Origin of the sequence: Amycolatopsis sp. NPDC021455, assembly GCF_040640995.1 — a bacterium.
Taxonomy (GTDB): Bacteria; Actinomycetota; Actinomycetes; order Mycobacteriales; family Pseudonocardiaceae; genus Amycolatopsis.
The window spans coordinates 84,560-97,706 of sequence record NZ_JBFACT010000031.1 but is presented as its reverse complement, the minus strand read 5'-3'; the positions used below and the strand labels follow the sequence as shown (position 1 = coordinate 97,706).

Here is a 13,147-nt window from a genome sequence, read left to right as displayed (position 1 = left end):
CCCGCTCGGGTTTTCCCTTCCCCTCTGTGGGGGGCCCTCGCCCCCCCCCCCGCTGTTCTTATTTTAAAATTTGTCTACCCCACTTGTCCCGAATGAGTCATTCGCGACGCTCGCTGCGGCAGGGCGTGGGTTGACGGAGCGTTGCTGAACGCGTCCACAGTGTAATGCCAAGATTGGACAGACTTTTGCACGCGGCGAGCGAAAGTCTGTCCGGTTTCGCACGTCTATCCGGGTGAAAACCCGACTTAACGCGCCGTTGTCACCTTGACGAGTGATGCCAGTCACCCTACTTTCGCTGCCTGAGCGACAAAGTGCGTTCAGTAGCCAGCGCAAGATGGGGGCACCGTGGCCGTCACCGGAACGAGCCAAGCCGGCTCGGCGAGCCCGCGTACGGCGAACCTGGCCGCGGTCCTGCGGGCGCTGCGCACCGGCCCCCTCTCGCGCACCCAGCTGGCGGCCCGCTGCGGGATCGCGAAGTCCGCGGTGCCCGGGCTGCTCACCGAACTCGCCGGCCGCGGCCTGGTCCGGCCCGCCGGGGTCCTCCCGGGCAACGGGCGGCCGAGCCGGCTGGTCGAACTGCACGGCGAAGACACCTACGCGCTGGCTCTGCGCATCGAGACCGACCGGCTCTCGGCGCTGGCCACCGACCTGTCCGGCCGGACCCTGGCCGAGTGGGCCGAAGCCGCCGACGTCGCCGCGCTCGGGCTCGCCGGGGCGATGGACGAACTCGCCCGCCTCGCCGCCCGGGTGCTGCCCGGTCCACCGGCCGGGGTCGCGATCTCCGTGCCCGGGCTGGTCGACTCGGCCGCCGCCGTGCTGCGGTTCGCGCCGGCCCTGCGCTGGCGCGACGCGGAGATCGCCGGGCTCCTGGCGGCCCGGCTGGCCGTCCCGGTCGACGTCGTGGCCGTGGACAACGACGCCAACCTCGGCGCGCTCGCCGAGTCGGTCGCGGGCACCGGGACCGAGCTGTTCTACCTCGGCGGCGGGACGGCCGTCGGTGGCGGGTTCGTCTCCGGCGGCACGATCCTGCGGGGCGCGCGCGGTTTCGCGGGCGAGGTCGGACACATCGCCGTCGACCCGTCCGGTGAGCGGTGTTCCTGCGGCCGGACGGGCTGCCTGGAGACGAAGGCGAACCTGGCCGCGGTCCTGCGTGCGGCCGCCCCGCCGGGTGACCCGCTGCACGATCCCGCCCCCGGCGTCGGAGCCCGCGTCACCCTGCTGAAGGACCGCATCCGGCTCGGCGACCAGCGTGCCGCCACCGCGGTCCACGAACTCGGCGTCGCACTGGGCGTCGCACTGTCGACGGTGGTCGATGTGCTCGACCCCGACGTCGTCGTGCTCGGCGGCTACTTCGCCGAACTGGGGGAGTGGCTGGTCGAACCGGTCCGCGTCGAGCTCGCCGCCCGGCCGCTCGGCCAGGCCCGGGTCGTGCCGTCCGGTCTCGGCCTGCACGCGCCGCTGCGGGGCGCCGCGCACCTGGCGGCCGAGCGGTTGTTCGCGAACCCGGCGCTCGTCGAGGAGGCCACGGTATGACCCTGCTGTCCGTCCGCGGCATCGTGAAGACGTTCCCGGGGGTGCGGGCCCTCGACGGCGTCGACCTCGACGTCGAACCCGGCGAGGTGCACTGCCTGCTCGGCCAGAACGGTGCCGGGAAGTCGACGCTGATCAAGGTGCTGTCCGGCGCGCACCAGCCCGACACCGGCGAGATCACCTGGCAAGGCGAACCGGTGACGCTCGGGTCGCCGGTCGACGCCCTGCGCCTGGGCATCGCCACCCTGTACCAGGAGCTCGACCTCGTGCCCGGGCTTTCGGTGGCGGACAACATCTTCCTCGGCCACGAGCGCGCCCGCTTCGGGTTCACGCGGATCTCCCAGGCCCGCGCCGAGGCCGCCCGCCTGATGGCGCGGCTCGGCCACCCGGACATCCGGCCGTCGACCGAGGTCGGCAAGCTCTCGGCCGCCGGGCAGCAGCTCGTCTCGATGGCCCGCGCCCTGGCCCACGACGCCCGGCTGCTCGTGATGGACGAACCCACCGCCGCGCTGGCCGGCGAGGAGGTCGACAACCTCTTCCGGATCGTCGGCGAGCTGACCGCCGACGGCGTCGCGGTCGTCTACATCTCCCACCGCCTGGAGGAACTCCGCCGGATCGGGCACCGGGTGACCGTGCTGAAGGACGGCCGGACCGTCGGCACCGGCCTCGACGCCGCCGCGACGCCGACCGCCGACCTGGTCGCGCTGATGGCCGGGCGCAAGGTCGAGACCGTCTTCGGCCCGCGCCACGACGGCCACGCCCGGCCGGAGACCGCGCTCGCCGTGGAGAACCTCACCCGGCAGGGCGAGTTCGAGGACGTGAGCTTCACCGTCCACGCCGGCGAGGTCGTCGGCATCGCCGGCCTGGTCGGCTCCGGCCGCAGCGAACTGCTGGAGACGATCTTCGGCGCCCGCAAGGCCGACCGCGGAACCGTGACGGTGCAGGGGAAACCGCTCGCCCCCGGCGTCCGGGCGGCCGTCAAGGCGGGCATCGGCCTTGCGCCGGAGGAACGCAAGAGCCAGGGCCTGCTGCTGGATCTCCCGGTGGTGCACAACGTGACCCTGGCCAGCCTCGGCCGGTACGCGAAGCTCGGGTTCACCGAGCGCGCCAAGGAACTGGACGACGCCGGCGCGAGCCTGCGCCGCCTCGACCTGCGGCCCGCCGACCCGCGGCGGATCGTCCGCACGCTGTCCGGCGGCAACCAGCAGAAGGCCGTGCTCGCGCGGTGGCTGGTCCGCGGGTGCCGGGTGCTGCTGCTCGACGAGCCGACGCGCGGCGTCGACGTCGGTGCCCGCGCCGAGCTGTACCGGCTGATCGACGAGCTGGCCGCGACCGGCGTGGCGATCGTGCTGGTGTCCAGTGAAATCCCCGAGGTGCTCGGGCTGGCCGACCGGGTGCTGGTGCTGCGCGAGGGCCGCGTCCTCGCCGACCGGCGCTCCGCCGGGCTGACCGAGGCCGAGGTGCTCGACGTGATTCTCGAGGGGAGCGCGGCATGACCGAAACCCAGGCACCGCCCCAGGAAGCGCTGCCCGCCGAACGGAAGCGGTTCGCCTTCTCCGCCGACCCACGGTTGCTCGGCCTGGCCGGCGTGCTCGTGATCCTGTGCCTGGTCGGCCAGTTCACCCGGCCCGAGCTGTTCTTCACCGAAAGCAACATCTCGACGATCCTGCGGCTGGCCGCGGCGATCGGCGTGGTCAGCGTCGGGATGACGTTCGTGATCATCAGCGGCGGCATCGACCTGTCGGTCGGCTCGATGGTCGGCCTGGCCGGCGTCTGGCTGACGACGCTGGCGACGCAGTCGTACGGGCCGTTCGTGATGGTCCTCTGTGGACTGGCCGTCGGCCTCGGCTGCGGGCTGATCAACGGCGTGCTCGTCGCCTACGGCAAGGTCGTGCCGTTCATCGCCACGCTCGCGATGTACGTCTCGGCACGCGGGCTCGCCGAGCGGATCAGCGGCCGGCGCACCCAGGTCGTCGCCGACCAGGACTTCCTCGCCTTCTTCCGGGGCGGCTTCCTCGGGATCCCGACGCTGATCTGGCTGTTCGCGCTGGTCTTCGCGGTCGGCTGGGTCGTGCTCAACCGCACCACCTTCGGCCGCCGGACATACGCGGTGGGCGGCAACGCCGAAGCGTCGCGGCTGGCCGGCATCAACGTCAAGCGCCACCTCGCGCTCGTCTACGGCGTGGCCGGGCTCTGCTGCGGGATCGCCGCGCTCATGGTCGTCGCGCGGACGACGGCGGGTGCGTCGACCAACGGCATGTTCTACGAGCTCGACGCGATCGCCGCTGTGGTCATCGGCGGCACGCTGCTGACCGGCGGCCGCGGCTCGCTCATCGGCACCCTCGTCGGCGTGCTGATCTTCACGGTGCTGTCGAACATCTTCACGCTGAACAACCTGGACACCGACATCCAGAACATCGCCAAGGGCGTGATCATCGTGCTCGCCGTGCTCTTGCAGTTCCGGTCCCGCAAGTCCAAGACCTAGCCACCAGGAGGCCGTCATGACCGAACAACCCTTCCTCGGCCGCCGGGGGTTCCTGCTGGGCGGGGCCGCGGTCGGCGCCGGGGCGCTGCTGGCCGGCTGCACCTCGAACACGCCCGCGAACTCGGAGTCGAACGCGCCGGTCGCCAACGCGGGCAACAACGCCCAGCCGGGCAAGCCGATCACCATCGGCTTCTCCGCGCCGGCCGCCGACCACGGCTGGATCGCGGCGATCACCAAGAACGCCAAGGCCCAGGCGCAGAAGTTCAGCGAGGTGAAGTTCAACGCCACCGAGGGCACCAACGACGTCAACCAGCAGATCTCCCAGGTGGAGACGCTGATCAACGCCAAGGTCGACGTCCTGGTGATCCTGCCCTTCGACGGCAAGGCGCTCACCGCGGTCGGCCAGCAGGCGATGGACGCCGGCATCCCGGTGATCAACCTCGACCGCGTCTTCGACACCCCGCTGGCGTACAGAACCTGGATCGGCGGCGACAACTACCGGATGGGCGTCAACGCGGGCAACTACATCGCCGCGGAGCTCAAGAAGAAGAACGTCGCCAACCCGGTCATCGGCGAGGTCGCCGGGATCGACTCGCTGCCGCTGACCCAGGAACGCAGCAAGGGCTTCAAGGACGCGCTGGGCCGGGCCGGGTTCCAGGTCGGCCCGCGCGTGTCGGCGCAGTTCACGTCGGAGTCGGGTGAGCAGCAGACGGCGAACCTGCTCCAGGGCGCACCCAAGCTGGACGCCCTCTGGAACCACGACGACGACCAGGGCATCGGCGTCAACGCGGCGATCGACACCGCGAACCGCAAGGAGTTCATCATGGTCGGCGGCGCCGGCTCGAAGAACATGATGAACCTGATCAAGGCCGACTCGTCGCCGATCAAGGCGACCGTGCTCTACAGCCCGTCGATGGCCTCGACGGCGGTCGCGCTGGCCCGGCTGCTCGGGCAGGGCAAGGGGATCGGCGACCTGGCCGAGCACGACATCCCGGCCGAGATCACCACGTACTCGGCAGTGGTCACGAAGGAGAACGTCGACCAGTACCTCGACGTCGGCTTCGATTCCTGACCACCGGCACCGAAACCGAAGGAGGGGTATGAGCCCGGGACGGGAAACGATCGGGATCGGCATGGTGGGTCACGCGTTCATGGGTGCGGTGCATTCGCACGCCTGGCGCAGCGTGCACCGGTTCTTCGACCCGCCGCTGGTGCCGAGGCTCGCCGTCCTCGGCGGCCGGGACGAGGCCCGGGCCAAGGCCGCCGCGGAGAAGTTCGGCTGGGAGGACGTCGAGACCGACTGGCGGAAGCTCGTCGGCCGGGACGACGTCGGCCTGGTGGACGTCTGCACGCCCGGCGACAGCCACGCGGAGATCGCGATCGCCGCACTGGACGCCGGGAAGCACGTCCTGTGCGAGAAACCCCTGGCCAACTCGGTCGCCGAAGCCGAAGCGATGGCCGAAGCGGCGCGGCGGGCCCGGGAACGCGGGGTGCGGGCCATGGTCGCGTTCAACTACCGCCGGGTGCCCGCGCTCGCGCACGCCCGGAACCTCGTGGCGAGTGGGGCGCTCGGCGAGATCCGGCACGTGCGGTCGGTGTACCTGCAGGACTGGCTGTCCGACCCGCAGGCGCCGATGACGTGGCGGCTGCGCAAGGAGTCCGCCGGGTCGGGCGCGCTGGGCGACCTGGGCGCGCACATCGTGGACGCAGCCCAGTTCGTCACCGGCGAGGTGATCACCGGCGTCTCGGCGCTGACGAACACCTTCGTCAAGCAGCGGCCGGCCGAGAGCGGCGGTACGGACGACGTGACGGTCGACGACACCGCGTTGTTCCTGGCCCGGCTCTCCGGGGGAGCGGTCGCGACCTTCGAAGCGACCCGGTTCGCGCTGGGCCGCAAGAACGCGATGCGGCTGGAGGTCAACGGGTCGAAGGCGAGCCTGGCGTTCGACTTCGAGTCGATGAACGAACTCCAGTGGTACGAGGGCGCCGGCACCGAGGCCGGGTTCCGCCGGATCCTCGTCACCGAGCCGCAGCACCCGTATGTCGGCGTGTGGTGGCCGCCGGGGCACCTGCTCGGCTACGAGCACACGTTCACCCACGAGGTCGCCGACCTGCTCGACGCCATCGGCGCGGGCACCGACCCCGAGCCGGGCTTCGACGACGGCCTGCGCGTCCAGCGGGTGCTGGCCGCCGTCGAGCAGAGTGCGGCCGAAGAAGCGAACTGGACGTCGGTGGAGGAGACATGAGAGAGCTTGCGAGCGAATCATTCAACACTGCGCTTTTGGCTCAGGCCGCACCGAAGGTCAGCGAGGTGCGCGCATGAGCCGTCCCGTCACGTTGTTCACCGGCCAGTGGGCCGACCTGCCGTTCACCGAGGTCTGCAAGCTCGCTTCGGAATGGGGCTACGACGGGCTGGAAATCGCCTGCTCGGGCGACCACTTCGAAGTCGACCGGGCACTGTCCGAAGAGGACTACGTGCCGGGACGGCTGCGGCTGCTCGCCGACCACGGCCTCAAGGTGTGGGCGATCTCGAACCACCTCGTCGGGCAAGCCGTCTGCGACGATCCGATCGACCACCGGCACCAGGCCATCCTGCCGTCCCGCATCTGGGGCGACGGCGAACCCGAGGGCGTCCGGCAGCGCGCGGCGGCCGAGATGGCCGACACCGCGCGGGCGGCGGCGAAGCTCGGCGTCGACACCGTCATCGGCTTCACGGGGTCGAAGACCTGGAAGTACGTGGCGATGTTTCCGCCGGTCACGCGCGATGACATCGATGACGGCTACGCGGACTTCGCCCGCCGCTGGCACCCGATCCTGGACGTCTTCGACGAGGCCGGCGTCCGGTTCGCGCACGAGGTCCACCCGTCGGAGATCGCCTACGACTACTGGACGACCCAGCGCGCGCTCGAAGCCGTAGGCCACCGGCCGGCGTTCGGACTGAACTGGGATCCGTCGCACTTCGTCTGGCAGGACCTCGACCCGGTCGGGTTCATCCTCGACTTCGCCGACCGGATCTACCACGTCGACTGCAAGGACACCCGCAAGCGCTTCGACGGCCGCAACGGGCGGCTCGGCTCGCACCTGGCCTGGGCGGACCCGCGGCGGGGCTGGGACTTCGTGTCCGTCGGGCACGGCGACGTCCCGTGGGAGGACTGCTTCCGGGCGCTGAACTCGATCGGCTACTCCGGCCCGATCTCGGTGGAGTGGGAAGACGCCGGGATGGACCGGCTCCGTGGCGCGGCGGAGGCGGTGAAGTACGTCCGCGAGCACCTGTTCGACCAGCCGTCGGCGGCTTTCGACGCGGCTTTCAGCAACCAGAGATGAGGGTTTCATGTGCGGTGAACATGCTCAGTCTCTCTCCAGGCGGACCATGCTCGGCGTCGCCACCGCGGCGCTCGCGACGGTCGCCCTCCCCAGCGTCGCGGACGCCGCCACGGCCCGGCGCCGGATCCCGCTCGAGAAGATCAGCATCCAGCTCTACTCCCTGCGGTCGCTGCTGCAGAACGACCCGGAAGGCACGCTCTCCGCGCTGGCCGACATCGGCTACCGCAAGGTCGAGCTGGCCGGGACGTACGGCCGCAGCGCGACCGAGTTCCGCGCCATCCTCGACCGCTGCCACCTCAAGGCGTCCTCGACGCACGTCGGCATCGACGGCGACCTGAACCAGGCCATCGCCGACGCGAAGATCCTCGGCAACACCCGCGCCAACGTGCCGTACGTGAATTTCGCCACCATCGCGGAGTGGGAGGCCTTCGCCGGGCGGCTCAACGCCGCCGCGGCCGCCTTCAAGAAGGCCGGGATCCCGCTCGGTTACCACAACCACGCCCACGAATTCGCCCCGATCGGCGGCGTGCTGCCCTACGACGTCCTGACCGCGAAGACGGACAAGCGGCTCGTGCACCTGGAGATCGACCTGTTCTGGGCGGTGACCGGCGGCGCCGACCCCGTCCGGCTGTTCCGGCAGCACTTCCCGCGCGTGCGGCAGTACCACGTCAAGGACATGACCGCGGACGGGCAGATGACCGACCCGGGCACCGGCGTGATCGGCTTCCCACGCATCTTCGCCGCGTCCTGCCACACCATCGCCGAGTACATCGTCGAGCACGACCAGCCCGCCGACCCGCTGAACACGGCGAAGGTCGGGTTCGAATACCTCCGCACCGTGCGGTTCTGAGAGCCCCGGGGGAACCGGAATGCGATTGTCACGTCGGTCGATGCTGGCCGGAACCGCCGCGGGCGTGCTCGCGCCCGCGGTCGGGGTGGCTCCGGCGGCGTCGGCCGCGGGCCTGACCCGCCAGCTCACCCTTTATGCCGAAGCCCTGCCCGGCGGCCGGTACGGCTACGGCCTCGAGCCGGGCAAGGCCACGATCCCCGGGCCGCTGCTGGAGATCTACGAGGGCGACACCCTCGAGATCGAACTGGTCAACCGGACCGACCAGCGGCTGTCGATCCACCCGCACGGCGTCACCTACGACACCGCGTCGGACGGCGCCCCGCTCAACGCCTCCTTCAACAAACCGGGCGAGACACGCACCTACACCTGGCGCACCCGGACCCGGTACGACGCCGGCGGCGGGTTCTGGATGCCGGGCAGCGCCGGGTACTGGCATTACCACGACCACGCCATGGGTACCGACCACGGCACCGCCGGCCTTGCGCGCGGCCTCTACGGCGGGCTGATCGTGCGCAAGCGCGGCGACCTGCTGCCGAGCCGGCAGTACACCGTCGTGTTCAACGAAATGATGATCAACCACGAGATGGCGCCCGGCACACCGATCCTCGAGGCGCGCCTCGGCGAGCGCGTCGAGTGGGTCTGCATCGGGTACGGCAGCCTGCCGCACACGTTCCACCTGCACGGGCACCGCTGGGCCGACACCCGCACCGGGATGCTCCGCGGCGCCGATGACAACGCTGCCATCGTCGACAACAAGAACCTGGACCCCGGCAGCTCGTTCGGCTTCCAGGTGATCGCCGGGGAAGGCGCGGGGCCGGGGGCGTGGATGTACCACTGCCACGTCCAGACCCATTCCGACGGCGGGATGGTGGGCCTCTTCCTGGTCCGCAACGCCGACGGCGGCATGCCGGACGGCGCCCAGGACGCGATCGACCGGTTCAAGCAGCACGGCCACACCGGGCACGACATGAACCCCGATTCCCGGACGCACGCAGGAGGGGAGCTATGAAACGACGTTGGTTCGGAAAACGCGCTGCGGTCGTGCTCGCCATCGGTTCGGTCCTGGCGGCCGGGGCTCCGCTGATGGCGATGCCCGTGGCCGCGGCGGCTCCCTCGGCGAACGTGCCGGTGAACGTGCTCGTCTTCCACGGCGCGGCCGCCGATCAGAAGGACCCGGTGCTGCGCGCGGCGGACGCGATCGCCCGGCTGGGTGGTGACAACGGCATCACGGTCACCGCCTCGCAGGATCCGGCGGTGTTCAACCCGCTGAACCTCGCGCGCTACCGCGGGGTGGTGTTCCTGTCCGCGCAGGGCGTCACGCTCAACCGCGACCAGGAGGGCGCGCTGCAGGCGTACATGAAGGCGGGCGGCGGGTTCCTCGGCATCTCCGACGCGGCCCGCGCGCAGGACTCGTCGCAGTGGTTCACCGGCCTGATCGGGGCCCGCCCGGTCGGGGCACGCCCCACGCCCGAGGCCGTGGCGGCGGTGACCGCGAGCGGGGAGAACCCGCCGAACGAGACCAAGGAAAAACTGGCCGACAACAACGAAAACACGAAGTGGCTGACGTTCGCGACGACCGGCTGGGCCGCCTACAAGATGGCCACGCCCGTCGCGATCAGCAGCTACTCGCTGACGTCGGCGAACGACTTCCCGGGCCGGAACCCGAAGAACTGGACCCTGCAGGGCTCCGCGGACGGCAGCACCTGGACCGACCTGGACACGCGGGCGAACGAGACGTTCACCGAGCCGTTCCAGACCCGGACGTTCACGTTCGCCAACACCACGGCCTACCCGAACTACCGGCTGAACATCACCGCGAACGCCGGTGAGCCGATCATCCAGCTCGCCGACCTCAAGCTGTTCAAGGACACCTCGACGACCCCGCCGCCACCCGAGCCGGCCCCGCAGCAGGCGGTCGTCGACGTCCTCGACGCCCAGCACCCCGCCACCAAGGGGCTGCCGCAGAACTGGACGCGCACGGACCGCTGGCTCAACTGGGAGAACAACCCGGTCGGCACCGTTCACACGGTCGCCCAGGTCGAGGAGAAGGGCTACAACCCCGGCGTCGGCGCGAACGGCGCGTTCCACCCGATCTCGTGGTGCCGCGACTACGACGGCGGCCGCTCCTTCTACACCGGCATGGGCCGCACCGAGGCGTCCTACGGCGAAGGGCAGTTCCGCGACCACCTGCTCGGCGCGCTGCGCTGGACGACCGGCATGGTCCGCGGCGACTGCCAGGCCGGGATCGCCGCCAACTACAAGGTCGAGCGGCTGACCGGCAAGAACGCGGCCGGGCAGCTGGACCAGATCGGCGAGCCGCACGGGCTGACGATCGCGCCGGACGGCAAGGTGTTCTACATCGGCAAGGCGGCCTGCCCGACCGGGCCGGTGGTCAGCTGGGACGACCCGAACGTCGGCCTCGGCTGCGGCACGATCCACCAGTGGGACCCGGCGACCAGGAAACCCAAGCTGCTCACCACGTTGCGGGTGATGGGCAACCGCGGCAGCGGCGACGAGCTCGTCAAGAACGAAGAGGGCCTGCTCGGGCTGACGCTCGATCCGAAGTTCGCCGAGAACGGCTGGATGTACGCCTACTGGATGCCGCACGAGTCGATCGATCGCGACAAGCGGATCGGCAAGCGCACGGTCTCGCGGTTCACCTACGACGCCACGGCGCAAAGCATCGACCAGGCGACGCGCAAGGACCTGCTGTCCTGGGACGTGCAGATCCACAGCTGCTGCCACGCCGGCGGCGGCATGGCGTTCGACAAGGACGGCAACCTCTACATCGGCTCGGGGGACAACAACTCCTCGGGCGGCTCGAACGGCTACTCGGGCAACAACTGGACGCTCGACTACAAGGGCCTGTCGTTCCAGGACGCGCGCCGCACCGCGGGCAGCACCAACGACCTCGACGGCAAGATCCTGCGGATCCACCCGGAGGCCGACGGGACCTACACGATCCCGGCGGGCAACCTGTTCCCGAACGGGCCGGCGGACAAGACGCGCCCGGAGATCTACGTGATGGGCGTCCGGAACATCTCGCGGCTGCAGATCGACCCGGTGCACGACTGGATGACCGCGGGCTGGGTCGGCCCCGACGCGCCGTCGCCGAGTCCCGAGCTCGGGCCGGCGAAGTACGAGACGGCGACGATCATCACCGAGGCGGGCAACCACGGCTGGCCGTACTGCATGGGCAACCGGCAGCCCTACCGCGACCGCAGCAGCACGAACGCCGCGGAGCTCACCGGCTGGTACGACTGCGACCACCCGGTGAACACCTCGCCGCGCAACACCGGCCTGGTGACGCTGCCGCCGATCAAGGACAACATGATCTGGTACTCGCCGGACGGCGGCGGGCCGGTCTTCCCGAAGCGGCCGGGGACGTCCATCCCGACGTACAACGCGGCGGACGCCACCTACACCCAGCCGTACCTGCGGGGCGGCAGCCAGGCGATCATGTCCGGGCCGACGTACCACCGCTCGCTGGTGAACACCGGCAGCGGGGTCGCGTGGCCGGAGTACTGGGACAACAAGTGGTTCATCGGCGACGAAGGCAACTCGCAGAACCGGGTCGCGGTGACCGTCGACCCGGCGGGCGTGCCGACGCACCAGCCGCCGGTGTTCGCCGAGACGTTCCGGCAGATCATCCCCGGCGGCGCGGGCGACACCCGGGTGCAGAGCTGGATGGACGCCAAGTTCGGGCCGGACGGCGCGCTGTACGTGCTCGACTACGGCAACGGGTTCTTCTCCCTGGACGCCAACCAGAAGCTGCTCAAGATCAGCTACACGGGTGGCGCGCCGACGCCCGCGCCGGCGGCGTCGTCGACGATGGTGCAGAACAAGGCGTTGACGGCGGCGTTCACCGGGTCGAAGTCCGGTGGCGTGTCCTACCGCTGGGAGTTCGGCGACGGCTCGGTGTCCACGCAAGCCGACCCGCGGCACACCTACCCGCGCACCGGCTTCTTCACCGCCAAGCTGACCGTGACCTACGCGAACGGCGAGGCGGTGACGACCCGGACCTCGGTGAACGTCGGCTGCGCCGTTGCCGATCCGAGCCCGGTGGTGACGCTGGGCGACTCGATCACCAAGGTGGTCAACCGCAACGCCGGCGGCGGCTGCACGGTGGACGACTTCCTCGACGACGAAGGCACGTGGAGCACGCACGCGGCGTTCGTCAACCACGTCGAGCAGGCCACCGAAACGCTCTCCGACCTCGGGGTGCTCAACGACGCCGAGGTGGCGGAGCTGAACGCGGCCGCGGAGGCGTCGCCGATCGGGAAACCGGGCACGACGGGCTACGACGCGATCTTCGACGGCACGGCGGAGTCGTTGCGCGGGTGGGCGCAGGCGCCTTCCGGGCAGTTCACGCTGCAACCCGACGGCTCGATCCGCTCGTCCGGCGGGCTGGGCATGCTCTGGTACGCCCAGCGGCAGTACGGCGACTTCTCGGTGAAGGTGCAGTTCAAGGACATCGCGCCGGATCCGAACCGGGCCAACAGCGGCGTGTTCGTCCGGTTCCCGGATCCGCGGACGCCCGTGGACCAGCGGCCACCGGGCAGCTGCGGCACGGTCGGGTCGGCGCGGACGTCGCAGGCCTGGGTCGCGATCTACTGCGGCCACGAGATCCAGATCTACGACGGCGACACCGGCGAGCCGCAGAAGACCGGGTCGGTCTACAACTTCGACCCGCGCCCGCTCGACCAGGCGGGTGCGCGGCCGAAGGGGACGTGGAACGAGTACGAGATCAAGGTCGTCGGGCAGCACTACACGATGATCCGCAACGGCGTGGTGATCAACGAGTTCGACAACACGCCCGGCCGGCAGTCGTCGCGGGCGGGTGACCCGCCGACCGACCTGCGGCAGTTCGTCAGCGGGTTCATCGGGCTGCAGAACCACAGCGACAACGACCTGATCGAGTTCCGCAACATCCGGGTGCGGCAGCTGTAGCGCGACGG

The 13,147-nt window shown here is 70.5% G+C and carries 9 protein-coding genes; all 9 read left to right on the top strand.

Features of this window, described 5'->3' with window-relative positions; translation table 11 throughout:
* Positions 1 to 345 precede the first annotated feature (345 nt).
* The 9 genes from AB0G28_RS29160 (at position 346) to AB0G28_RS29120 (ending at position 13,139) form a co-directional block, all read left to right on the top strand.
* Entirely contained in the window at positions 346 to 1,533 is a 1,188-nt protein-coding gene (locus AB0G28_RS29160; protein ID WP_361095844.1) for an ROK family transcriptional regulator, read from the top strand.
* Complete coding sequence (locus AB0G28_RS29155; RefSeq protein ID WP_361095842.1) at positions 1,530 to 3,026, top strand: sugar ABC transporter ATP-binding protein; 1,497 nt, start codon at positions 1,530 to 1,532, stop codon at positions 3,024 to 3,026. Before AB0G28_RS29160 ends, AB0G28_RS29155 begins: the two co-directional genes overlap by 4 nt.
* Positions 3,023 to 4,015 carry an ABC transporter permease gene (locus AB0G28_RS29150; protein ID WP_361095838.1) on the top strand — a complete coding sequence of 331 codons (993 nt, stop codon included), beginning with the start codon at positions 3,023 to 3,025 and terminating at the stop codon, positions 4,013 to 4,015. Before AB0G28_RS29155 ends, AB0G28_RS29150 begins: the two co-directional genes overlap by 4 nt.
* 16 nt (positions 4,016 to 4,031) lie before the next feature.
* Complete coding sequence (locus AB0G28_RS29145; RefSeq protein ID WP_361095835.1) at positions 4,032 to 5,087, top strand: substrate-binding domain-containing protein; 1,056 nt, start codon at positions 4,032 to 4,034, stop codon at positions 5,085 to 5,087.
* Between the two features lie 28 nt (positions 5,088 to 5,115).
* A complete protein-coding gene (locus AB0G28_RS29140) occupies positions 5,116 to 6,261 on the top strand; it encodes a Gfo/Idh/MocA family oxidoreductase (protein ID WP_361095832.1) in 1,146 nt (381 codons plus the stop codon).
* A 73-nt stretch (positions 6,262 to 6,334) separates the two neighbouring features.
* Positions 6,335 to 7,339, top strand: a complete 1,005-nt coding sequence (locus AB0G28_RS29135) for a sugar phosphate isomerase/epimerase family protein (RefSeq protein ID WP_361095829.1) — start codon at positions 6,335 to 6,337, stop codon at positions 7,337 to 7,339.
* 7 nt (positions 7,340 to 7,346) lie between these two features.
* Positions 7,347 to 8,189: a sugar phosphate isomerase/epimerase gene (locus AB0G28_RS29130; protein ID WP_361095826.1), complete on the top strand. Its 843-nt coding sequence runs from the start codon at positions 7,347 to 7,349 to the stop codon at positions 8,187 to 8,189.
* A 19-nt stretch (positions 8,190 to 8,208) separates the two neighbouring features.
* On the top strand, positions 8,209 to 9,198 hold the full coding sequence (locus AB0G28_RS29125) for a multicopper oxidase domain-containing protein (RefSeq protein ID WP_361095823.1): 990 nt from the start codon (positions 8,209 to 8,211) through the stop codon (positions 9,196 to 9,198).
* Positions 9,195 to 13,139 (top strand): ThuA domain-containing protein, encoded by a 3,945-nt coding sequence (locus AB0G28_RS29120; protein ID WP_361095820.1) that lies wholly within the window; start codon positions 9,195 to 9,197, stop codon positions 13,137 to 13,139. Before AB0G28_RS29125 ends, AB0G28_RS29120 begins: the two co-directional genes overlap by 4 nt.
* Positions 13,140 to 13,147: the final 8 nt, after the last annotated feature.

What these genes read in the sequence shown, in the direction of transcription:
- AB0G28_RS29155 (WP_361095842.1), top strand. Translation starts at nt 1,530, where the DNA reads ATGACCCTGCTGTCCGTCCGCGGCATCGTGAAGACGTTCCCGGGGGTG.
- AB0G28_RS29150 (WP_361095838.1), top strand. Translation starts at nt 3,023, where the DNA reads ATGACCGAAACCCAGGCACCGCCCCAGGAAGCGCTGCCCGCCGAACGG.
- AB0G28_RS29145 (WP_361095835.1), top strand. Translation starts at nt 4,032, where the DNA reads ATGACCGAACAACCCTTCCTCGGCCGCCGGGGGTTCCTGCTGGGCGGG.
- AB0G28_RS29140 (WP_361095832.1), top strand. Translation starts at nt 5,116, where the DNA reads ATGAGCCCGGGACGGGAAACGATCGGGATCGGCATGGTGGGTCACGCG.
- AB0G28_RS29135 (WP_361095829.1), top strand. Translation starts at nt 6,335, where the DNA reads ATGAGCCGTCCCGTCACGTTGTTCACCGGCCAGTGGGCCGACCTGCCG.
- AB0G28_RS29130 (WP_361095826.1), top strand. Translation starts at nt 7,347, where the DNA reads ATGTGCGGTGAACATGCTCAGTCTCTCTCCAGGCGGACCATGCTCGGC.
- AB0G28_RS29125 (WP_361095823.1), top strand. Translation starts at nt 8,209, where the DNA reads ATGCGATTGTCACGTCGGTCGATGCTGGCCGGAACCGCCGCGGGCGTG.
- AB0G28_RS29120 (WP_361095820.1), top strand. Translation starts at nt 9,195, where the DNA reads ATGAAACGACGTTGGTTCGGAAAACGCGCTGCGGTCGTGCTCGCCATC.